Here is a 23,279-nt window from a genome sequence, read left to right on the forward strand (position 1 = left end):
ACCGATATGGCTATGTGCTGAACAACCCGTTACTATACACCGACCCGAGTGGGGAGTTTATATGGACAGTTGTTGCTGCAGTATGGGAAACCGTAGCAAATATTTTCGACAAGGGGATTAACTTTCACAATTATACCTATAGAAAAACAGAGTTAGCTTGGCAAATTGATAAGGGATTAACAACAGGTTCTGTATTTCAAGTTTTATCTAAATGGACGTGGCAATCCACTCAAACTTTTTTAGGAAATACCATTAATCAAATTATCAATTTAGCAGGAAATGTGAGCGAGGTAACCCATTTAGAAGGAGCAGTTGTTGTGGCTACACGAGATGGAGATATGGGGGCTTTCACTATGGGAAATTATATTACAGGTCCTCGAAATTTTAGAGCTGATTGGCGTGATCATTTATTTGTACACGAGTATGGACATTATATACAAAGCCAATATATGGGACCTCTGTATCTTTCCGCAGTTGCTATACCAAGTGTAATGGACTTTTGGATAGAACCGGACAAACACGATACACGTTGGTATGAAGCTATGGCAAGTAGTTTAGGAGGTAAACACTTTGATAAACATTATGGGTCTGGAGCAAGTGGTTATACTTCCGGTAATGCTAATTTTTTTGATATAAACTCATATAGAAATGAAAATGTACTATCTCCATATAGAAATCCAAGAACAGGTTTGAATAATAGTGGGGCGCATTCCTCCTCTTTCTTACTTCGCCTGTCAGACATATCTTATTTTTCATTCGGTAGAATTTTTTAAATTTAAAATAGTATGAAATTTTTAAAAATTGTATTTTTGGGGTACATATTGTGTTTATTTACAAACTGTGTGCCTGATAGTGATTATTACAAAAAAGATACTTTAAGAATTGTAAATAACAGTAATAAAGATATTTATTTCAGTATGCGAGGTAAAGAACCTATATTTTATGATTATCCTCCAAGTATGGATAATTTAATTTCTGCTAATGGTTTCATAGAAGGTAGAGATACTTTTAGGAGAAGTTTTTTAAAAGGTGCTACGCCTCTTTATCTGTGGATATTTGATCGAGAGGTCATAGAAACTATCCCTTGGGAACAAGTAAAACAAAATAATATGTACCTAAGAAGATATGATCTTACCTTGGAATATCTAGATGCTATAAACTGGAAAATTGTGTATGATGGAAATTAATAATAACTTTTCAAGTACTCACAACTTATGAACGCCATAAAAACCATTGATAGAGTGGACTATTTAGGCGGAGCCACCTTTGTCACCAACGAAAACGCACAAACCAACAGAGGCGTTTCAATAGGAAATTTTATGAATATTGAAATAACCGGACAAATAAACAATAATTTTACAGATTACGTAACACGTACACCTCTGTATATGCACGAATACGGGCATTACATTGACAGCCAAATATTTGGACTGACTTATATTTTCAATATAGGCATACCAAGTCTTATAAGTGCTGGTATATCCTCACAAATAGACGGAGAACCACAAGGAGTTACTCAACACGATTTCAGATGGTATGAAATGAGTGCAAATAAAAATGCAGCCCGCTATTTTGGAAAACATTACGGAGTAAATTGGGACAATAATGAGGTTAGATTTCCAAGAAGAACACGGTAATAAAAAATATAATATATGAAAAATAGTATCTTTTTATTTATAAGTTTATTAATTTTTACTCAATGTGATGGTATATATATGGATGAAAAATATATTATCAATGTGGTAAATAATGAAAAATATTCCATTGGAGGATATTTTGCATTAGGAGGAAAACACGGTACATTCTATCCTGACACAATAATTCCTCTTAGAAAAGATTATGTGACATCAGAAATTAACTCGTACGAAAGCAATATAGAGTGGGGAAAAATATTCAAACAGCTACCCAAGGACACACTATCTATTTTTATTTTCCATACGGATACACTCAACAAATACCCTTGGAAAGAGGTGCGTAACGGTTATAAAATACTAAAACGCTATGATTTGAGTTTGCAAGACATCGAAAAACTAAACTATAAAGTTCCCTATTCGCCAAGTCGTGAAATGGAAGAAATGAAAATGTACCCGAAATATCCGTAGCCTACCGACACGCAAAGCCACCATCACATCATACAAATTAAATTTCTATATTTAAAAACGTAACTATCTGTTTTTGAATTTGTTTACTATTATTTTGAAATGCCTAAGTAATAGCAAACAATTTTAGTTTTTTAATTAACTTATTGAAAATAAAATAATTATTCTTCTTTTTTACCAAAAATACGCTCAAAAAGATTTCGTTTTTTGGGTTGCTCAAAAAATATTCTGTCGGGGTTTTCGGTTTCTAATTCGGTTGTAATATTCTGATTATCAAAATAATTAATACTATCCAACTTGTAAATTCGCAATAAATCACTGCCCGAAACCGTGTCTTTTCTAGGTTTTGAAAATACCCGCTGGAAAAAATTTTCCTGCACCACGGCATTGCATTGCGCCACTTCACTGCGTATTTCATCAGCAATTACAAATGTTCCACGCGTAACCTTATCGTATTTTTTATTTTTATTAAGTTGTTGTAAAAACAATGCCGAAATGGGCAATGCCGAGCTGGCTCCCTGCCCTAAAGAGGTTGTTTTAAAACCGATTTGCCGGTCGTTGCCCACCCAAGTAAGCATCACAAGCTCCGGAAGCATCACGGCAAACCAACCGTCTTTATTTTCTTGCGTGGTTCCGGTTTTTCCGGCAAGGTCATTGGTAATTCCGTATTGCCCGCGCAAACGCCAAGCCGTGCCGTGATTGACCGTGCCACGCATCAGTTCAAGCATCGTATGCGCCGTGTTTTTTGACAAAGCAGGCTTGTTTTCTTTTCGGGTGTGTTTCCACAGCACTTTTCCGTTATTGTCGGTTATTTTATCAATAAAATACGGATTTACGGGCGTTCCGTTATTGGCAAAAGCGGTGTAGGCTTTCGCCAGTTCAATCAGCGGAAGTTCGGCAGTACCCAAAACAATGGAAGGTTCACGCGGAATTTTACTTTCAATGCCCATTTGCTTGGCTTTCTGAACAACGTTATCCAAACCTGCGTAAAAAAGCGTTTGCACGGCTATGGTGTTAATCGACTCGCGCAAAGCCTTTCCCACCGAAAAATAAGTGTGGTCATCAACCTCAATTTTTGAAGCATTGGTGGGCGTCCAGAATTTATAATCGCTGTACGTAAGCACTTTGGGTGAAAAATGCGTACAAATCGGCATTCCCGCTTCAAGCGCCGTGGCATAAACAATGGGCTTAAAAGTAGAACCTACTTGCCGCCGACTTTGCACCACGTGGTCGTATTTTACCCATCGGAAATCAGCCCCGCCAACATACGAGCGCACGGCTCCCGATTTGGGGTCAAGCGCCACAAAGCCCGCATTGAGCAAACGCACATAATGCGATAAACTATCAAGCGTACTATGGTTCAGAATCGTGTCTTTTTGGTAGAATGACAATTCCATCGGCTTTTTTTCACTCAATTTTTTCCGGATTTCTTCTTGTGAAAAACCCGCTTCTTTCAGTTTTTTGTAGGCAGGAAGTTTGGTAACCTGTTGCCAAAACCAATCGTTATGCAAATGCCACGGAGCATTTTTTCCGTAAGAAGTTTCAAAGGCTTTTTGCAATTTTTCGAGGTGTTTTTTGGTAGCATTTTCGGCATAAAGTTGCATTGTTTTGTCAAGCGTGGTGTAAATACGAAGTCCGTCTCGATAAATATTGTAAGGCGTTCCGTCGGGTTTGGTAACGTTTTTCAAAAGCTCCGGAACGCTCAAACGGATTTGCTCACGGAAGTAAGCCGCCACGCCTTCATCGCCCGAAAAATGATTATAAGAAACGGCAACTGAATCGCTTTTCTTTTCGTTAAAATCATCATCTGAAAGCAAGTCATATTTTTTCATTTGTGCAAGAACCACATTGCGGCGCTCACGGCTTTTTTCGGGTGCCGTTCGCGGGTTGTAATGATTCGTGGCTTTGAGCGAACCTATCAAAGTAGCGGCTTCATTCAACGACAATTCACGAACCGATTTTCCGAAAAACCGCTGTGCGGCGCTTTCAATGCCATACGTATTATCACTAAACGGAACGGTGTTCAAATAGAGCGTCAAGATTTCGTCTTTTGAATAGACTTTTTCGATGCGCTTGGCAATGAACATTTCTTTGATTTTATGAATAGGAACGGAGATTTTTCCATAGCGACGTTCACGCCCAAAAATGTTTTTCGCCAATTGCATAGTGATGGTGCTTCCGCCACCCGATGAATCATCTTGCAGTAAAAGTGTTTTAAAAAACACACGCATCAAACTTTGATTATCGATACCGCTATGCGAACGAAAACGCACATCTTCTGTAGCAATCAGAGCGTTTATCAAATAAGGCGGAAAATCGTTATAGGCAACATTGGTACGATCAAAAATATAAAACTTACCGATGAGTTGCTCGTTGGTGTCGTAGAGCAAACTGGCTTCGGCTTGTTTGAGTTCTTTAAGCGAATTTTCAGTAGGAAGTTTGCCAAATGCACCAAAATAAACCAGCAATATCAGCAGACACAAAACCGAAAAGCCCGTTAAAAACAAAATTCCGAGCCATTTTAAATAAAACCTGTACGATTGTTTGCGCAAGAAAACCCAAACCGATTTGATTTTAAAACCCACTTTTGACAGAAAAGGCAAACCGCTTGTATCGGCATTTGATTCTTCGGGCTTCTCCCCTACTCCATCAGCATTTGACGATTTGAGTTTATTGATTTTCCTGCGTAAAAACGCCAAAAAGGAATTGGATTTTTCATTTATCCAATTCAGTAATAATTTTATTTTTTTCATTTTTTGTTTTAATTTCAAGTGCAAAGTAATTCTATTTTTTCAAAAGAACAAACTCCTGTTTTAAATTTTAACAAATGATTAGCGTTGTTTTAAAAATTATCCTTCGCAATTTAAAAGCATTCCACTACCTTTGCACTTTGCGCAACTTACAATGAAAATCATCATCAATCGACACATCGTTCCGAGGGGTTATTCAGGCATTACGCTTTTTCCGTTTATTTTTGCCAAAAACAAGGCTCTTGCAAAAAATCCGGTTTTCATCAATCACGAAAAAATTCATCTGCAACAACAGAAAGAACTTTTGGTGATTTTCTTCTATTTTTGGTACGCCATTGATTTTTTGGTTAAACTTTTCATACATAAAAACTGGAACACAGCCTACCAAAACATCATTTTTGAACGTGAAGCCTACAACAACGACCACAATTTAAACTACCTCAAAACACGAAAACGATTTGCTTTTTTAAAGAACTAAACACAGAATGTTCCACGTGGAACATTTTATGACTTCAAAAACTCATACAACGAACACTAAAAACACAGCAGATTTTTAATAAATCTGTACTTTTACAAATAATAATAATAATATGCCAAGCCAATTAACAGCCAAATACATTCAAACGCCCTTAGGCGAAGTAATCGCCGTGTTTTCAAAAAACGGACTCCAACTTTTGGATTACACCGACAAACCTATGCTCGAAAAAGAACTCAACGCACTCAAAAGCGATTTAATCTTCACGGAAAATTGCCTCACTTCACTTTTAGAAAACGAACTCGACCAATATTTCAACAAGCAATTAACGCAGTTTTCGGTTCCGTTAGATAGTATTGGTACGCCTTTTCAGCAGAAAGTTTGGCAACTTTTGCTGCAAATCCCCTACGGAAAAACCATCAGTTATAAAGAACAATCCGAAAGATATAGCGACCCAAAAGCCATACGTGCCATTGCTTCGGCTAACGGAAAAAACAAAATTTCCATCTTGATTCCGTGTCATCGCGTCATAGGCAACAACGGAAAGCTCACCGGATACGCAGGAGGCATCTGGCGTAAAAAAGCCCTACTTGAATTAGAACAAAGCAACCTACAAAAACAATTAAAACTTTTTTAAAAATCATAAATGTTCCACGTGGAACATTTTTTTGTTTAAAGATTTGAATATTGTGATAATCATGGATGAATAGTGATTGAATAGTGTTTGAATTTTCTTTGAATATTGTTTGAATAAAAAATATTCTTTAAATAATAATTAAAATACAAAATCAATGCAGATAGCTTTATTAAAAATAAAAATCCGTTTAAAAACACCTAAAAATGTTCCACGTGGAACATTTTATTTCAAAATAGCGTTAATAAACTGATTTTCAATCCAAAAAAGGTAAATATTACAAAATAAATGGTATTTCTGCAAAAAATAGTATCTTTGCCTGATAAGCATCTATTTTAGAATGAAAATTAAAGATTACAGCGTTTCACAAGAAGAATTTGAATTGGTGTACGACCCCAATTTGGAACTTTTTCAAACCCGTCCCCTACCCCAAAACTTGGAAAAATACTACGAAAGCGAGGAATATATTTCGCATACCGATAGCAAAAAAACGCTTTTCGATAGGCTCTATCAACTCGTGAAAAGCATCAATTTGAAAAGCAAAATCCGTGTGATTGAGAAATACAAACACGGAAAAGTTAATCTGCTCGACATCGGTGCAGGCACAGGCGACTTTGTAAACAGCTGCAAAATCACAAAAAAATGGACAGCCATCGGCATCGAACCCAACCCAAAAGCACGGAAATTAGCCCAAAATAAAGGCATCGAAATCGTGGAAAATTACGAGCAATTACCGCAAAAATCATTCGACGTTATCACGCTTTGGCACGTGCTGGAACACCTCCCCGACCTCGAAAATCAAATTCGGAAAATCAATTCGCTCCTAACCGAAAACGGAATTTTAATCGTTGCCGTGCCGAATTTCAAATCGTGGGACGCACAGCATTACAAACAATTTTGGGCAGCGTACGACGTGCCTCGACATCTTTGGCATTTTTCAAAAACCAGCATCAAGAAAATTTTCACCGAAAAAGGATTCCAACTTTTAGAAACCAAACCGATGTGGTTTGACGCTTTTTACGTATCGATTCTCTCGGAAAGTTACAAAAGCGGAAAAAAGAATTTCATCAAAGGATTTTTAAGCGGAATGCGTTCCAACCTCTACGGAATACAAAAAAATGAGTTTTCATCACATATTTACGTGCTTAAAAAACTAAAAAACGATTTTTAGCCTCATTTTTCAATCATCACAACGGAAAATGTAACTTTATACGGAAAATTTTTAAAAATCGAAAAATACCCCATTTCTGAAACTCGATTTTTATAAGATTTTTTTATAATTACAACAATTGGAATAGTTTTTATTGATAATTCTATATTTTCACTTCCGTAGTAATATTTTTTAGAAAACTAAAAAAAAAGTAAAAAGGCTCAGAAAATACTGAGCCTCGTTAAAGAACGCAATAATTTGGATTTTCCTTTTCAATCATCTCTCCTCTTACCAAATCATCCGTCCTTTTATTTAACAATGTTTATAACAAAAAGGAAATGCAAAACTTTATAAAATAAAAAAAGCGAGGACTTTCTTAACTCTTACTTATTTTTAGGAAGCCTCTGGTAAGCCATAACATAATAAATAAGAGAAAAAAGCCCACGCATATAGCGTGAGCGTTTTTGCTACTTATTCCACTTGTTATGTTGAATTTACCAGATTCTCCTAAAATAGAATAGTAAGCTAACGCTTTTATGTGCCGTAAATAAAGGTGCATAGGTACGGCTTTTTTGGAAAATACGCAAATTTTTGAAGTAGATTTCACGAAATTTTGACTATTCTTCAAAAAAGATAACTACGTTTCTTCAAAAACATAGCTATGTTTTTCATAAAAGATAGCTATGTTTTTAAAACTCGTTGCCCCTGTTACAAAAGATTTTACAACTTCCTGTTTAAAAATTTTTCGTCATAAGCAACTAACAAAAAGTTTCTTTCAAAAAAATCCGAAAAAAATTCCTGACAAAAGCAAAACTTTATTATTTTTGCGACAAATTAAAAATCAGAAGTTTAAAATGAAGAAAATCATCATCGGAGGTTTCGCAATCATTACGCTCACAGCCTGCCAAGACAAAATCGCATTTGTTGATAACAGCAAATTACTCAATGAATATCAAGAGAAAAAAGACATTGAAAGCAAGCTGAAAGAGCAAATCAGTAAGTACGAAAAAAAACGCGACAGCATCTCGCAAGCCTTTCAGTTAGAGGCGAAAAACTTTGAAGCACAGGCACAAAATTTGGCTCAGAACGTAGCTCAGAAAAAATACAACGAACTGATGCAAAAAAGCCAAATCCTCCAACAACATTTGCAACAAGAAGAACAAAAAATTCAGTTGGAAAGCCAAACGCAAATGGATTCATTGCTTACCAAAGTGAAAAAATCTGTGAAAGAATACGGCAAACAAAAAGGATACACTTTCATCTTAGGAGCCAATGACGGCGGAAGCGTTCTGTACGGAAACGAGAAGAAAGATATTACAAATGAGGTAGTTAAATATCTGAATGATACTTATAAAAAGTAATTTTCACTTTTTTCAAAAATAAAAAATGCTGTCAAAATCTTGAATTTTTGACAGCATTTTTTGTTTCACTCCTCACCCATCACTATTTCACAAATCACTGATTTTCAGTAAATATTTCGTTTAATTTTTCTTTTCCGCCAGGAACGATGCCTTGTGCCAGCAAAAACAATCCAAAAACGAGAAGAATAATACTTATCGTTCGTTTTATTTTATAAATGTGAAAAGCCGTAAGTTTGTTTTTTAACTGTTTGGCTATCAATATTTTTATAATATCAACCAGAAAATAAATCAGCACGATGGCGGCGAAAAACACCAAAATGCGATTCGTATCCATATTGAGTTGCGGTGCGAAAACGATGATAATTCCTATCCAAAAACCAAGCACACCGATGTTTATGAAATTGAGCAAAAATCCTTTCATAAAAAGGGCTAAATAATTTACTCGATTCATATACAACTGGTTATCCGAACCTTCAATTCGGCTTTGCTGATTGAAATCTTTTTTGAGTTTTATGAATGAAATCAGTCCGTAACCAATCATAATCACCCCACCGATGATGAACAGAAGCGGGTCGTCTTTTACTTTTTGAAGCAGCCCACTTGTGGTAAAATACGCCACTAAAATAAAAACCACATCGGCTAAAATCACGCCCACATCAAACACAATTGCTGCCCTAAACCCCTTAGTAATAGCGGTTTCGAGCAATACAAAAAATACCGGACCGATGGTAAAAGCCAATATCACGCCCAAAGGCAAAGCAAGTAATACGTCTGCAAACATTTTATTTTTTTGAAAACTGTTATACTATTGTTCTGAAAATCAGAAATATATTTTTTAGATTAAATCAACTAACAAAAATAAATAAAAATTTAAGAAAACCAAAAAAATAGGAAAAAGTTTTTTGCCTCTACCCTATTCTATTATTTTCGGACTAAAAATCACCCAAAAACTTGCATAAACAGAAAAAACATCGTACTTTTGCAACGTCTAATATTGGCAGGTCTTGTAGCTCAGCTGGTTAGAGCACCTGACTCATAATCAGGGGGTCCTTGGTTCGAGCCCAAGCTGGACCACAAAAAAACGCTTACAAATTTTGTAGGCGTTTTTTTTATATCTAATTATCAAATAATTACGGAGTTGTTAAATCTGATAAAGTTTCAGAGAGGTAAAACGTTTTCACTTCCGAAAATTTCTTCGGGTATAGTTTTCAAATTTTGTATTTAAATAAAAGTCATTTACAAAACAAAAATACTAAAAATTGCGAGATTTTGCGATAATCTCACAATTTTGCTATAACATTTCTCAAAAACAAAAAACCTCGGAGCAAGTCCGAGGTTATGAAAATCTTTTTTTAAAGTGCAGCATTAAAGCAGTATAAACTGAATAATGGGACACTGTGTGAATAGTTAAGTACTTAAATCTAACACTATATCTAATTGATTTTATGAACATTATAATACCAGTCTTTCAAAAGGTCGTGAGTTGAATCTAGCATTTAACAAATCACAATAATTACAATTCACTAAAAATCAACTAATTCTATTTTTAATAAATAGGTTTTCAGAGAAACATCTGGGTTGTTTCTGCAAGCGTATTCCAAAGACCTATCGATAGTATTACCTATAATACAGCCTTTTACAACATTATTAGGAAATTTCTCTTTCAAAAGCCCCATATACATAGAAATTTGACCAAAAGTTGCATATTTAGCTTCGCCTTTTTTAAGTTCTACAACTAATAATTCATCTCCTTTTTCGAGCAAAACATCAATTTCCTTTCCTCCTATTTGATATTTTTCTTCAACTAAATTATATTCAGGAAAAAGAGTATCTATCTGATAAACAAGTGATGATTGCAAATTTTGTTCGCTATCAAAACCACTTTCTTTTTGAAATTTTTTTACCAATTCTGCATAATTTTCAGGATTTGATATAAACTTCAAATAAGCATTAATTGCAGCTCTGTTTGTACCTTTGCTCAAATCTCCAAAATCGGCGTATTTACCTTGCTTATTGTATAATTCTGCAATTGGACGTAATACCTCTGTCGAAGTTATTTTGTAAATATTTACGCTTTTTCCCTCATTTTCTTGATAATGTTTACTGATTCTGTTGATGGAAGTAGCATAACCATAAGCCGTTCTTTCAGATTTTTTTTCTTTGATTTCCAGCCAGTTTTGAAATGTTGATTGCATAATTTAATTATTTAAAATATTGATGATTTTTTTGCACAAAAAAACGTGAACCTATGCTTTTACTTGTAAGTGAGGGAGTCCAAGCCCTGAGAACAAAGTAAAGCAAAAGCTCACGTTATAAAAACGCGAGCGTTATGCTTAAACCTCCCTGTTCTCATTGAAACTTTGGACTTTTCACTTACAGGTTCGTTAGCAAACGCAATATCGTTATGTTAGTTTAAAAATTTATATAATTTCTGCCTTAAATTTTATATGTTTTGAACTGCAAAAGTAATAAAAATTTCTATTCATTTCACTGCACCAACTCAAAATCCAGTTGTTTTTTGATTAAATCGGTGTTTTTTACACGTACAAAAACTTCATCACCAAGCTGATACATATTTTTCGTAACCTCGCCCACCAAGGCGTATAGCTTCTCATCGAAAATATAATAATCGTCTTTAATGTCGCGGGTTCTGACCAAGCCTTCGCATTTGTTTTCAATGATTTCCACGTAAATTCCCCATTCAGTAACACCCGAAATTACGCCCTTAAACACTTGATTCTTATGGTTTTCCATAAATTTTACCTGCATATACTTCACCGAATCGCGTTCCGCCGAAGCCGCCAAGTTTTCCATTTGAGACGAATGCTTGCATTTCACTTCGTAAACTTCCTGTTTTTCAGTGGGTTGATTGTCCAAATACTTCTGCAACAAACGGTGTACCATCACATCGGGATAACGACGAATGGGCGACGTAAAATGCGTGTAAAAATCAAATGCCAATCCGTAATGACCGATGTTATTGGTTGAATATGAGGCTTTTGCCATCGAACGAATGGCGAGCGTATCCACCAAATGTTGTTCCTTCTTGCCTTTAACTTCCTCTAACAGCGCATTTAACGAAGTGGTTATCGTCTTTTTGTCCTTCATATTGATGCCGTAACCGAAACGCGAAATCACGCCGTTGAGCTGCATCAATTTTTCGTCATCAGGCTCATCGTGAACGCGATAGACAAACGTTTTCTGCTGTTTGGCGATAAATTCCGCCACTTTTCGGTTCGCCAACAACATAAATTCCTCAATAAGTTTGTGGGCTTCCTTGCTTTCCTTGAAATACACCTGCGTTGGATTATCGTTTTCGTCCAACTCAAATTTTACTTCAATTTTATCGAACGAAATCGCTCCCAATCGCATTCGTTTGTAACGAAGTTTTTGAGCTAAATTATTGAAAATTAAAATGGTTTCTTGTAGTGAATAGTGATTAGTGGTCAGTGAATAGTGGTCAGTGTTACTAATTGCTAATTGCTCATCACTAACCGCTGCTTCAATAACTTCCTGTGCTTCTTCATACGTCAATCGGTAATCGGATTTAATAACGGTGCGTCCTATCCAGGTGTTGAGGATTTCGGCTTTTTTGTTCATTTCGAAAACAGCTGAAAATGTGTACTTTTCCTCGTTCGGACGAAGCGAACACGCAAAATTCGACAGCACTTCGGGGAGCATCGGCACTACCCTATCCACCAAATAAACGGACGTGGCTCGGTTGTACGCCTCTTCGTCCAAAATCGTTCCCTCCTGAACATAGTGCGACACGTCGGCGATATGCACCCCGATTTCGTAATTTCCGTTTTCGAGAATTTCAAACGAAAGGGCATCGTCAAAATCTTTGGCATCTTTCGGGTCGATGGTGAAAGTCAGCACGTTACGCATATCGCGGCGTTTGGCAATTTCTTCGGAAGTGATGGACGTATCAAGCTCTTTTGCAAATACTTCCACTTCCTCAGGAAAGGCGTACGGCAGTCCGTATTCCGCCAAAATGGAGTGCATTTCGGTGGTTTGCTCGCCGGGTTTTCCGAGTATTTTTTCAATCACCCCGAAAGGCGAATTGGATTTTCCTTCCCATTTTTCAATCCGCACGATGACTTTATCGCCGTGTTCCGCCCCGTTAATGTCGTTTTTCGATACGAAAATATCGGTGTACATTCGGTGGTCGGTGGGCAAAACAAACGCGAAATTTTTCTGCATTTGCACCACGCCCACGAAACGCATTTTTTTGCGTTCGATGATTTTGGTAACCTCGCCTTCCAATTTTTTCCCGTTGCGAAAACGCGGGAAAATATACACTTCCACCAAATCGCCGTGTAGGGCTTTATTGAGCATATTTGAGGGTACAAATACATCAGTATCTAACTCATCTACAATTACATAGGCATTTCCACGGGAAGTGATTTCCACCACACCCGTGTAGTAATTCTGTGACGGAATGGCTTTGTATTTGCCGCGTTCGGGTTCCAAAATTTTCTTTTTTTCTTTGAGTTGTACGAGCCTTTTAATGAGCAGATTACGCCCTGCGGCATCGGTAATGTGGAGTTTTGCGGCTATTTGTTTGTAGTTAAACGTCTCATTCTGATGGGCTTCCAACACCGAGAAAATACCTTTGGTAAGTTCGTATTTTTTAGCCTTCGCGGATTTCTTTTTTTGTTTTGACATAATTTTTGTATCCGTAAACAGCACGGACGGGCTTTTATTTTCACAAATCGTTAAAAAAATAGTGTCATTTGTGAATAATTATCATCTGGAAAATAGTTCTTTTTGGAAAAAATCGACTTACTTTTATCGAAGTGATTTCAATTCCTAAAAATCAAAAGTACGTAAAAAAATAAAAACCGCCAAAATGATTTTTTTTTCGGAAGCTCTGAAAATGGTTTTCAACAATTGAAATTAAAAATAAAAAAATTTTTTTTTAAATAAAAAAGAAGGGTTATTATTATTACATTGTTGAAATGTTGGAAAAAATAAATGCTTAAAATTTGCTTTTTTGATTATCACTTAGTTATTAACAATTTTAAAAAAATTATAAAGTTGATTTTTAATTATTTATATGTAATTGTTAATAATTTGATTCGGCTTTCAACAACTATTTTTTAATAAGTTTTTCATCGGAATATTGTTAATAACATTACTGTAAAATCGGGTATTTTTCATAAAAATAAATTTGCTTTTTTTCACGGCGGATTTGTATGTACGAATTTTTGAAAAGCACAAATTTTTAATTTATTTTTCATCGAAAAGTTATTAACAATTCGTCGTTTTTTTACCGATTTCAGTTTCAGTATTTTGAAAAAAGATATTTACAACGTTGTTAATAGTTTTAAAATTCTGATTTCAGTTTCTAAAAAATAGGGGAAGAAGTGATCCTTCTCCCCCGCTTTTAATAATTTAAATTTTAACTTTTTGATAATTAATGTTTTGCAACAATTCTTGAAGCATATTTTTTCCAAACGTTTGCTTGTTTGTAAGCTGCTACGCTAGTTTTCGGAACATAAAACGTGATGTTTGTATTGTTACTTTCAAAAGTATTATCGGTTATGACAGGAGGTGTGGTTGCTTCAACGGTAAATGAATTGATTTTTTCACAACCAAAAAATGCATAATTTCCAATGCTTTTAATGCCTGTACCAACGGTTACGGAAGTGAGTTCCTTACAGCTATTAAATGCTTGATTTTCAATAACTGCAATAGAATTGGGTATTAAAACGGTTTTTAGTCCGCAAGCCAAAAATGCGTTTACTGAAATTTTGGTTAGTGAATTTGGTATGATAACACTTTCCAAATGTTGGCACGCTTCAAAGGCATTTGCTTCCAATGTTTGTAATCCTTCCGGAAGAATGATACTCTTAATTTTGACGTTGTTAAAAGCTCCTGAACTGATTTTTTTCAATCCCTTTGGCAATACGATTGATTCTAAATTTTGCATACCCGAAAACACACCTACACCAAGGTCAGTAATTTTACTTAATTCTGTATTTGATTGCATATCAATGTGTTTAAGCTCTTTAAGATTCCATCGTTGCAATTCTCCAAAATAGATTTCATAAGGTTTTTGTTTTGAAACATAAATTACGATTCGGATCGTTTTTTTTGATTTTACGTCCGTTACGGTAGTAGAAACGTCTCCTTCGGCAATTCCGGTTATTTGAAAAGCTTTTTTATCCTCAGAAACAATTATTTGAACTCTTTTTTGAGCTTCTGATGATAGATTGGGTACATATTCACCGTTACCTGATGTGATTTCAACAAGAACGGATTTTCCTTTTTCAAGATAAATTTCCGTTTCCTTTAATGAAAATTCATTCAATTCAGCCGGTGGCATTGGTTCGGGTTGGTTGTCTTTTTTGTTACAACTCACTGTTACCGCAAAAGTTAGCAAAGTAACATACATAAAAATTTTTTTCATTTCTGTAAATATTTTTAAATTATCTCCTGCAAAGGTAGTAAGAAAATGTATGTTTTACTAAAATTAAATTCTATTGTTTTGTTAAAAAAATAAATATTTATATCTATTTTATTTTCAGTATTTTAATTAATAAATTTATTTATAAAAAGATTAATTAGAAGTAAATAAAATCAATATTACCCTATTTTGATATAAATTTGGTTCATAATTGTATTTTTTCAAAAAAAATTCTTAATTTTAACCTCTGAAAATAAGAAAATTTTAACTAAAATTTTTCTGAAAAATCAATTTTTACCATTTATAAACCATTCAAAACCAACTGCCTATGCTTCCTATTTTGAAAACCGATTCGTTATTACAACCATTTTCCAACGAAATTCAGGCTCGTTATGCTCATTTTCTGCAAACGGAAAAAATGATGCGGGGCGACTGCGTACGACTCTCCGATAACCTGAATTCGCATTTGTTTTACGGATTGCATTTTACTGATAATCAATGGATTTTAAGAGAATGGACGCCGAATGCCACGAAAATATATCTTCTGTTTGATAAAAACGATTGGCAACCCGATGAAAAATACGCTTTCCGAAAGATAGACAATGAAAATTGGGAAATCCGCTTGCCTGCTTCGGAACTTTCGCACGGCGATTTGTACAAATTATATGTGGAATGGCAGGGCGGAGCGGCAGAACGAATCCCTTCGCACGTGCAACGAGTGGTGCAAGATGAATACACCAAGGTTTTTTCGGCACAAGTCTGGAAGCCAACTCCTTATAAATGGAAAAATGCCCGTCCGAGCCACAACGAACCGCCTTTGATTTACGAAGCCCACATTGGGATGTCGTCCGAACTTCGCAAAGTGGCGACCTTCACCGAGTTTCGGTTTTTTGTCCTGCCACGCATCGCCCGTTTGGGCTACAACACCATTCAACTGATGGCAATTCAGGAGCATCCGTACTACGGTTCGTTTGGTTATCAGGTGGCGAATTTCTTTGCGGTGAGTTCGCGTTTCGGTACGCCCGAAGAACTTAAAGAGTTGATAGACAGCGCTCACGGACTCGGAATACGCGTCATTCTCGACATCGTGCATTCGCATTCGGTGAGCAACGAGTCGGAAGGTTTGGGCTTTTTCGACGGCACGGATTACCTCTATTTCCATTCGGGAGAACGCGGAAAACATCCGCAGTGGGATTCGCGTTTGTTCGACTACGGAAAACCGCAAGTGCTTAATTTTCTGCTTTCTAACTGCAAATATTGGTTGGAAGAATTTCAGTTCGACGGCTTCCGTTTCGATGGCGTTACCAGTATGATTTATTTTGACCACGGATTGGGCAAGGCTTTCACCAATTATTCGTTGTATTACGATGGAAATCAAGATGTTGATGCGATAACGTATCTTACGCTGGCAAATCGGGTCGTTCACGAAATTTATCCGCAGGCCATCACGGTTGCCGAAGAAATGAGCGGGCTTCCGGGCTTGGCGTTTCCCATTGAAGGCGGCGGCATCGGTTTCGACTATAAAATGAGTATGGGCGTGCCTGATTATTGGATAAAATTGTTGGAAGATTACAAGGACGAAGATTGGCACGTGGGCGATATTTTTTACGAGCTGACCAACAAACGAGCCGAAGAACGCACCATCAGTTATGCCGAAAGCCACGACCAAGCTTTGGTGGGTGACAAAACGATTTTTTTCCGATTGGCGGATAAGGAAATTTATACGGGGATGAGCGTTTTTGACCGTAATTTGGTCATTGACAGGGCTATATCGCTTCATAAAATGATTCGTTTGGTAACGATTGCCACGGCGGGAGGCGGATATTTGGCGTTTATGGGCAACGAATGGGGGCATCCCGAATGGATTGATTTTCCGCGTGAAGGCAACAATTGGAGCTACGACCATGCGCGTCGGCTGTGGAGTTTGCTTGATGATGAAAACCTGAAATTCAAATACTTAAATAATTTTGACGGAGCGATGATTCATTTCGTAAAGAAAAATCGATTGCTTGAAAAAGAGCCTTCGGTTTTGGTACGCGACAACGAACGTCAGATTTTGGCTTTTGAGCGGGGCGGATTTTTATTTGTGTTTAATTTCAATCCGTCGGCATCGTTTAGCGATTACGAATTTGAGGTGGAAGCGGGCAAATACACGTACGCCTTATGCTCTGATAATCGGAACTTTGGCGGACAAAATCGCATTGACGAAACCATTGAGCATTTTACGCAATACAAACACAAAAAGAATTTAATTAGTTTGTATCTGCCGTCAAGGTCGGCGATTGTTTTGAAAATGAACAAATAATTGATAATGAATAATTTTTCAATTAACAAATAACAATGAGAGGAATGAACAAATATTCAATGAACAAATAATAATGAGGATTAATTGCGCTATTCCAAAAATTGTTAATTGATAATTGTTCATTGTTAATTACCCTCGTTGTTAATTTTAAAAATGCGTTTTGTGAAGAGAGAAAACATATTGAAAATAAGGACTTTTGATTTTTCTTTACGGATCATCAAACTTACAAAGTTGTTGATGGACGCCCGAAAGGAATACGTTCTGACTAAGCAGTTATTACGCAGCGGAACAGCCATAGGGGCTTTGGTAAGAGAAGCGGAATATGCCGAAAGTAAGAAAGATTTTGTTCATAAATTGCACATCGCTCTTAAAGAAGCAAATGAAACCGAATATTGGATTGAGCTTTTGTACAAATCCGATTATATTAACACAACGGAATTTGATTCCATTGCAACAGATTTAAAAGATATTTTGAAATTATTAATATCAAGCATAAAAACAATGAAAAAGAATGAACAATTCTTCAATTAACAAATAACAATTTGATAATGAATAAATAACAAATTTACAATTAACAATAAGGATTAATTGCTCTATTCCAAAAATTGTTATTTGTTCATTGCTCATTGAATCATTGTTATTTGTTCATTGATAACTGTTAATTAAAATAATAAAATAATATGAGTTATTTAACATTCAAAAAGAAAGAATTAATCAATTTGGAGTATTCTCTTGACAGAGAGTTCCTTGGAACCAATCGAGGGGGCGGATACAGCTCTTCGACCCTCGTTTTTTGCAACACCCGAAAATATCACGGACTTTTGGTGGTTCCGCTTGAAAATTTCAGAGGACAAAACCACGTCTTGCTTTCCTCGCTCGATGAAACCATTATTCAGCACGGACGCGATTTCAACTTCGCTGTGCATCAGTATCCCGAAACGTACGAACCGCGCGGACACAAGTACATCGTTGATGTTTCCTACGAAAAAGCCTTTACGGTCATCTATCAGGTGGGCGGCGTTACGCTCAAAAAAGAAATCTTGATGGTGCATAACGAACCTCAGGTTTTGGTGCGTTACACCCTGCTCGAAGCCCACTCCCCTACCAAATTGAGGCTCAATCCGTTGTTAGCGTTTCGCGATATCCATTCGTTGAGCAAAGCCAATGATTTGGCAAATAAAAACATTGAAAAAATTGATTGCGGAATCAAAACCAAACTCTATCCCGATTTTCCGTATTTGCATTTGCAATTAAGCCAAGATGCTGATTTTGAATACAATCCGAATTGGAACAAAAATATCTTCTATAAGAAAGAAAAAGAACGTGGCTACGATTATACGGAAGATTTGCTCACGCTCGGTTATTTTGAATTGAGCATCAAAAAGGGCGAAAGCGTTGTATTTTCGGCAAGTACGGAGGAAAACAACAGCAAGCAACTCAAACAGAAATTTACCCGATTGATGAACCAACGTAGCGAGCGAAATTCGTTCGAGGAATGCCTGAATTATTCCGCTTCGCAGTTTTTAATCCACAAAGCGGGCGAAATTCGCGTCAAAGAAGGCTATCATTGGTACAACAGCAACACGCGGGATACGTTCATCGCCCTTCCGGGGATTGCCTTGGCGGAAAATACGCAAAAGACGTTTGATGAGGTACTTACGTCGGTTAAAAAATATTTTTCTAACGGACTTTTTGAAAAGACGATAAGCACGCACGTGGCTGAACCTCAATACGATGCCGATACGTCATTGTGGTTTTTCTGGACGATTCAGCAGTATGAAAAATACACCAAAAAAACACCCAAACAGCTTTGGAAAGAATTCGGCGAGATGATGCAAACCATTTTGGAAAGCTACAAAACGGCACGACACAAATCGCTGCGAATGGACGATAACGGACTGATTTGGTCAGAAGATATTAGCCGTCCGCTCACGTGGGTCGATGCCCAATTTGACGGCGGTGCGATTGTCCCCCGAAACGGCTACGTGGTGGAGGTTAATGCACTGTGGTACAATGCTGTATGTTATGCCATTGCCTTGGCGGAAAGTGCAAAAGACAAAGATTTTCTGAAAGAATGGAAGTCGTTGCCCGAGCAAATTGCCAAAAGTTTCGTGGAAACCTTCTGGATTGACGATAAAAAATACTTGGCGGATTACGTGAGTTATGCCCACCAAAACCACGATGTTCGTCCGAATCAGCTGATTGCGTGTGCGTTGGATTATTCGCCGTTGAGTGAACGAAGCAAAAAGAAAGTGTTGGATATTGTCCGACAAGAATTGCTCACACCCAGAGGGTTACGTTCGTTATCGCCGAAAAACAAAAACTACGAAAGTGTGAGTATCGGCAATGTGTTTGACCGCGACCGTGCGACCTTCAACGGTTCGGTACACCCTTGGTTTGTAGGGTTTTACATCGAAGCGAATTTAAAATTATACGGAGCGACCTACACGGCGGAAGCCCAAAACATTTTATCGGATTTTGAACAAGAAATGAGCGACCACGGGGTTTGTGCCATTTCGGCGATTTACGATGGCAATCCGCCGTTTCATTCGCGGGGTTGTATTTCCAAAGCCCGAAACGTTGCCGAGTTGTTACGTGCCAAACAGCTTACGAATGAATTTAAAAGATAAAAATATGAATTACGATAATTTTTTTCTTCCAGCGGAGGATTTTCAAAAAAGTAAACAATTTTTTGCTGAAGTTTTAGGGTTAGAAACCAAATTCGATTTTTCACAAATGGGAATGATAGCATTTAAAGTTGGTAATGAAGAACCTGCAATTATTTTGAAAGATAGAAGTAAATTCCCTAATGTGAAACCAACAATTTGGATTGAAGTAGATGATGTAAAAAAAACTTATGAGGAATTACATAAAAAAGGAGTAGAGTTTTTAACTCCTCCTTTTCCGATAAAAACAGGTTGGGCAGTTGAATTTTTAGACCCATCGGGTAATATGTTGGGTTTTACGGATTATCGTTCAGAACATTGATAATTTAGAAAAGAATTAAGCGGATACGATGTAAGTACCATTTCGGCGATTTACGATGGCAATCCGCCGTTTCATTCGCGGGGTTGTATTTCCAAAGCCCGAAATGTTGCCGAATTGTTACGTGCCAAACAGCTTACCAACGAATTGTAGGGAAGGGATATATCCCTTCCGCTGTCATAAATCAGAACATAAAGTATGAAGAAAAATATCATTTTTTTAGTTTTCGGACTTATTTTGTTGCAGAGCTGTACCACATACCAAATCCCTGTACAAAGTTTTAAGGAGCAATTTCAGAATATTGATTCAGCAAGTTTAAAAACGGTTCAGGTGCGTATGCCGTTGGGTAATGTGGCTGATTTTTTGGTAAATCCGGTGGATAGCATAATATGTATTGATAAGAATAACAGGAAGATAATGTTAGAAAAAACACCTTCGATTGAAATTCGGTTTACGGAAAAAGATGGTAACAAAACGATATTTTATTTCGATGGTATTTATTTACAGAACGGAAACGTTGTGGGAAATCAGTCAAGGTTTATCAACGCTCCAAAAAGTATTTCCTTAGATGAGGTCAAACGGATTGAAATACAAGATGGTCGCAAAAAATTCCGATATGTAAAATAGCATTTTTATTGTTTATATATCCGTCACGTCGTAGGGGCGAAAAATTTTTCGCCCTCATTGGTCGATTGTCAGGGCAAAAAATGTTTTGCCCCTACACAAACCGAACAGATGAATATAAATATTCTTCTTATGTAGAAAACAATTCTTCAAGTGAAGAAGAATATTCTCTATATGTAGAATTAAATTCTTCGTATGAAGAGATAAATTCTACTAATGAAGAACAGCTATCTTCATCAGTAGATAAAAATTCTACGGGTGTAGAATAGAATTCTATATCTGTTTTATTTATGAAATAGTAATTTTATTGAATTTATTAACCTAAAAATCAATTTACGATGAGAAAAAAATCATTCGCCGAGGTTATAGCATCGGCACAGTTATTAGTAAAAGCCTTGACAGAACGAGGCGAGAGCCTGCCCGCAGGCGTTACGGTTCAAATGCGTGATAAGTTGGACGCTGCCCACAAAAAGGCGGTCGAAACCAATGCCGAACAGGAAAAACTCAAAGCCCAGCTCAAAGAAAAAACCGCCGAGTTGGAAAAACACCTTTCCAAGACCGAAGAAACCTATGCGATGTTAAAAAAATACATCAAAATAGGGGAGCCTCAGGAGCGTTGGCGTGAATTCGGTTTTGAGGATAAACGATAACCCGTAAATACGCAATTTATTGCGTATCATCACGTTGCATTAATGAATATCCATCACGTTGTAGGGGCGACCCGAGCGTAAGCGAATAGGCGAAGCAATTGCAATACGCCCTTACACAAAGGGAATGAATACCGCCATTGTAGGGGCGAAAAATCTTTCGCCCTCTGGTCGATTATCAGGGCAAAAAATATTTTGCCCCTACATTCGCAGCAAATCGCATATTAACTGAAAACGACATAAAAACAATGAAACTTTTAACCGACAAAACCTATACGATTGAAAAATTTGAGGGCAAAGGAGGTTGGTCGTTTGTGCAACTTCCTGAAATAAAGCCCGATAAAAATGCTCCTTTCGGGTGGGTACGGGTTTTCGGAACGATTGACGGATATGCCATCGAAAAGTATCACCTCCAATCGATGGGAAACGGAAAATTGTTTCTGCCCCTGAAAGCCGAAATCCGAAAGAAAATAGGAAAACAGACGGGTGATAGCGTGCATATTGTTCTGTATGAGGATAATACGCCTTCGGAAATTGCTCACGAACTTAAAATGTGTCTGCAAGACGAACCGCATTTACTGAAAGCGTTCGAATCGTACTCCGAAGCGAAACAGAAAAAACTCATTGATTGGATATATCAGTCTAAAAATGAAGATGATAAAGCCCAACGGATTGTGGAAATTATTAACAAAATAAGTGATGAATTATGAAAGAAGCAACTGTCATACGCCCGATGCAACCCGCTGAATATCCGCTGTTAGAAGATTTTTTGTATGAGGCTATTTTTCTGCCCGAAGGTACGCAACCGCCTCCGCGTGATATTGTTTTGTTGCCCGAATTGCAACTTTACATCGCCGATTTCGGGACAAAAAAAGCCGATTTTGCGATGGTGGCTGAGGTAAATGGAAAAATCGTCGGGGCGGCGTGGTCTCGTATCGTTAAAGATTACGGACACGTGGATGAGCAAACGCCCTCGCTGTCCGTTTCGTTGTACGCCCCGTATCGCAGGCAAGGTATCGGAACGCGATTATTCAGGCAATTGCTTGATAATCTTTCCGATAAAGGATATGAAAAAGCATCGCTTTCCGTGCAAAAAGCCAATTATGCCGCACAGATGTACTTGAAAATGGGGTTTCACATCGTTAAGGAAAACGAGTACGATTATGTAATGGTAATCCATTTGAAAAACAATAATTTATAATTACCAATGACCGAATTGCAATTACTGATGGCGTTGCTTCCCGTGGTGTTTATGATTCACGATTTTGAGGAAATTGTGATGTTTGAGGCGTGGCTTTCCAAAAACAGGAACAAATTGAAGCAACGTTTCCCGAAGTTCGAAGCCTTTTTAACCCGAAACGGACTTTTCGCATATTCCACAGCGGATTTTGCCGTTGCGGTGGCTCACGAATTCGTACTGCTTTCGGTGGTTTGTTACGGAGCGATGATGACAGAAAATTATGGTTGGTGGTTTGCGGCGTTTATGGCGTTTTTTATCCATTTGTTGGTGTATATCGGGCAATGGGTGGCATACGGAGCTTACATTCCGATGATTATCACCACGTTGCTGTCAATTCCTTATTGCGGATATACGTTTTTCGTCTTTTTAAAAGCTGATTTACTTTCTGTTACGCAAGTATGGTGGTGGACAATCATTGGGTTGGCGTTGATGGTATTGTCTTTTCCGTTGGCATTTTTCTGGGCTTCGAAGTTTCAGAAATTCAGAAAAAGCCGATTTTGATGTGTATCAGGATAGAGTTATTAAAAATTTCTTAAAAAAATTAACAATTAGCTTGTAAAAGAATAAAAAAAGAAGTATCTTTACAGACAAATAAAG

21 protein-coding genes, 1 tRNA gene and 1 pseudogene are annotated in these 23,279 nt (G+C 37.1%); 18 read left to right on the top strand and 5 right to left on the bottom strand.

The window, feature by feature from the left end; genetic code table 11:
• The 4 genes and pseudogenes from Q4D72_RS03655 to Q4D72_RS03670 form a co-directional block, all read left to right on the top strand.
• A pseudogene (locus tag Q4D72_RS03655) lies at nucleotides 1–773 on the top strand (sugar-binding protein); the annotation flags it as partial.
• Between the two features lie 12 nt (nucleotides 774–785).
• A complete protein-coding gene (locus Q4D72_RS03660) occupies nucleotides 786–1,187 on the top strand; it encodes a hypothetical protein (protein WP_303076096.1) in 402 nt (133 codons plus the stop codon).
• Nucleotides 1,188–1,214: 27 nt separating this feature from the next.
• Nucleotides 1,215–1,637 (top strand): hypothetical protein, encoded by a 423-nt coding sequence (locus Q4D72_RS03665; RefSeq protein WP_303076097.1) that lies wholly within the window; start codon nucleotides 1,215–1,217, stop codon nucleotides 1,635–1,637.
• Between the two features lie 78 nt (nucleotides 1,638–1,715).
• The gene (locus tag Q4D72_RS03670) at nucleotides 1,716–2,102 is read left to right on the top strand and encodes a hypothetical protein (protein WP_303076099.1); all 387 of its coding nucleotides are present in this window, start codon (nucleotides 1,716–1,718) and stop codon (nucleotides 2,100–2,102) included.
• A gap of 158 nt (nucleotides 2,103–2,260) precedes the next feature.
• Here Q4D72_RS03670 and Q4D72_RS03675 read toward each other — a convergent pair whose 3' ends face one another.
• The gene (locus Q4D72_RS03675) at nucleotides 2,261–4,852 is read right to left on the bottom strand and encodes a transglycosylase domain-containing protein (RefSeq protein WP_303076101.1); all 2,592 of its coding nucleotides are present in this window, start codon (nucleotides 4,850–4,852) and stop codon (nucleotides 2,261–2,263) included.
• Nucleotides 4,853–5,003: 151 nt separating this feature from the next.
• Between Q4D72_RS03675 and Q4D72_RS03680 the strand changes: the two genes are divergently transcribed.
• The 4 genes from Q4D72_RS03680 (at nucleotide 5,004) to Q4D72_RS03695 (ending at nucleotide 8,469) form a co-directional block, all read left to right on the top strand.
• On the top strand, nucleotides 5,004–5,327 hold the full coding sequence (locus tag Q4D72_RS03680) for a hypothetical protein (protein WP_303076103.1): 324 nt from the start codon (nucleotides 5,004–5,006) through the stop codon (nucleotides 5,325–5,327).
• Between the two features lie 112 nt (nucleotides 5,328–5,439).
• Nucleotides 5,440–5,961 carry a methylated-DNA--[protein]-cysteine S-methyltransferase gene (locus tag Q4D72_RS03685; protein WP_303076105.1) on the top strand — a complete coding sequence of 174 codons (522 nt, stop codon included), beginning with the start codon at nucleotides 5,440–5,442 and terminating at the stop codon, nucleotides 5,959–5,961.
• A 337-nt stretch (nucleotides 5,962–6,298) separates the two neighbouring features.
• On the top strand, nucleotides 6,299–7,129 hold the full coding sequence (locus tag Q4D72_RS03690) for a class I SAM-dependent methyltransferase (protein ID WP_303076106.1): 831 nt from the start codon (nucleotides 6,299–6,301) through the stop codon (nucleotides 7,127–7,129).
• Between the two features lie 833 nt (nucleotides 7,130–7,962).
• Entirely contained in the window at nucleotides 7,963–8,469 is a 507-nt protein-coding gene (locus Q4D72_RS03695; RefSeq protein ID WP_303076107.1) for an OmpH family outer membrane protein, read from the top strand.
• Nucleotides 8,470–8,563: 94 nt separating this feature from the next.
• On the opposite strand, the gene Q4D72_RS03700 is transcribed toward Q4D72_RS03695, so the two are convergent.
• On the bottom strand, nucleotides 8,564–9,250 hold the full coding sequence (locus Q4D72_RS03700; RefSeq protein ID WP_303076108.1) for a LysE family translocator: 687 nt from the start codon (nucleotides 9,248–9,250) through the stop codon (nucleotides 8,564–8,566).
• A gap of 219 nt (nucleotides 9,251–9,469) precedes the next feature.
• Here Q4D72_RS03700 and Q4D72_RS03705 point away from each other — a divergent pair.
• Nucleotides 9,470–9,543: transfer RNA gene (locus tag Q4D72_RS03705), tRNA-Ile, on the top strand.
• A 449-nt stretch (nucleotides 9,544–9,992) separates the two neighbouring features.
• Here Q4D72_RS03705 and Q4D72_RS03710 read toward each other — a convergent pair.
• From Q4D72_RS03710 to Q4D72_RS03720, 3 genes are all read right to left on the bottom strand, one after another.
• On the bottom strand, nucleotides 9,993–10,664 hold the full coding sequence (locus tag Q4D72_RS03710) for an endonuclease NucS domain-containing protein (protein WP_303076109.1): 672 nt from the start codon (nucleotides 10,662–10,664) through the stop codon (nucleotides 9,993–9,995).
• Between the two features lie 292 nt (nucleotides 10,665–10,956).
• Nucleotides 10,957–13,137 (bottom strand): ribonuclease R, encoded by a 2,181-nt coding sequence (rnr, locus tag Q4D72_RS03715; protein ID WP_303076110.1) that lies wholly within the window; start codon nucleotides 13,135–13,137, stop codon nucleotides 10,957–10,959.
• A gap of 751 nt (nucleotides 13,138–13,888) precedes the next feature.
• On the bottom strand, nucleotides 13,889–14,884 hold the full coding sequence (locus Q4D72_RS03720) for a leucine-rich repeat domain-containing protein (RefSeq protein WP_303076111.1): 996 nt from the start codon (nucleotides 14,882–14,884) through the stop codon (nucleotides 13,889–13,891).
• A 325-nt stretch (nucleotides 14,885–15,209) separates the two neighbouring features.
• Here Q4D72_RS03720 and Q4D72_RS03725 point away from each other — a divergent pair, with 325 nt between their 5' ends.
• The 9 genes from Q4D72_RS03725 to Q4D72_RS03765 all read left to right on the top strand — a co-directional run bounded on the left by Q4D72_RS03725 (nucleotide 15,210) and on the right by Q4D72_RS03765 (nucleotide 23,183).
• Complete coding sequence (locus Q4D72_RS03725; protein WP_303076112.1) at nucleotides 15,210–17,186, top strand: alpha amylase C-terminal domain-containing protein; 1,977 nt, start codon at nucleotides 15,210–15,212, stop codon at nucleotides 17,184–17,186.
• 162 nt (nucleotides 17,187–17,348) lie between these two features.
• Nucleotides 17,349–17,717 (top strand): four helix bundle protein, encoded by a 369-nt coding sequence (locus Q4D72_RS03730; RefSeq protein WP_303076113.1) that lies wholly within the window; start codon nucleotides 17,349–17,351, stop codon nucleotides 17,715–17,717.
• A 149-nt stretch (nucleotides 17,718–17,866) separates the two neighbouring features.
• Nucleotides 17,867–19,816: a glycogen debranching enzyme N-terminal domain-containing protein gene (locus Q4D72_RS03735; RefSeq protein ID WP_303076114.1), complete on the top strand. Its 1,950-nt coding sequence runs from the start codon at nucleotides 17,867–17,869 to the stop codon at nucleotides 19,814–19,816.
• Nucleotides 19,800–20,174, top strand: coding sequence for a VOC family protein (locus Q4D72_RS03740; protein ID WP_303076116.1), 375 nt, complete (start codon nucleotides 19,800–19,802; stop codon nucleotides 20,172–20,174). The genes Q4D72_RS03735 and Q4D72_RS03740 overlap by 17 nt, the downstream gene beginning before the upstream one ends.
• Nucleotides 20,175–20,369: 195 nt before the next feature.
• Nucleotides 20,370–20,798, top strand: a complete 429-nt coding sequence (locus tag Q4D72_RS03745) for a hypothetical protein (protein WP_303076117.1) — start codon at nucleotides 20,370–20,372, stop codon at nucleotides 20,796–20,798.
• A 335-nt stretch (nucleotides 20,799–21,133) separates the two neighbouring features.
• The gene (locus Q4D72_RS03750) at nucleotides 21,134–21,445 is read left to right on the top strand and encodes a membrane-binding protein (protein ID WP_303076118.1); all 312 of its coding nucleotides are present in this window, start codon (nucleotides 21,134–21,136) and stop codon (nucleotides 21,443–21,445) included.
• Nucleotides 21,446–21,690: 245 nt separating this feature from the next.
• Nucleotides 21,691–22,152, top strand: coding sequence for a YdeI/OmpD-associated family protein (locus tag Q4D72_RS03755; RefSeq protein WP_303076120.1), 462 nt, complete (start codon nucleotides 21,691–21,693; stop codon nucleotides 22,150–22,152).
• On the top strand, nucleotides 22,149–22,643 hold the full coding sequence (locus tag Q4D72_RS03760) for a GNAT family N-acetyltransferase (RefSeq protein WP_303076122.1): 495 nt from the start codon (nucleotides 22,149–22,151) through the stop codon (nucleotides 22,641–22,643). Before Q4D72_RS03755 ends, Q4D72_RS03760 begins: the two co-directional genes overlap by 4 nt.
• A gap of 6 nt (nucleotides 22,644–22,649) precedes the next feature.
• Entirely contained in the window at nucleotides 22,650–23,183 is a 534-nt protein-coding gene (locus Q4D72_RS03765) for an HXXEE domain-containing protein (RefSeq protein ID WP_303076123.1), read from the top strand.
• Nucleotides 23,184–23,279: the final 96 nt, after the last annotated feature.

Origin of the sequence: Capnocytophaga sp. (genome assembly GCF_030532915.1) — a bacterium.
In the GTDB taxonomy this organism is placed as follows: Bacteria; Bacteroidota; Bacteroidia; order Flavobacteriales; family Flavobacteriaceae; genus Capnocytophaga.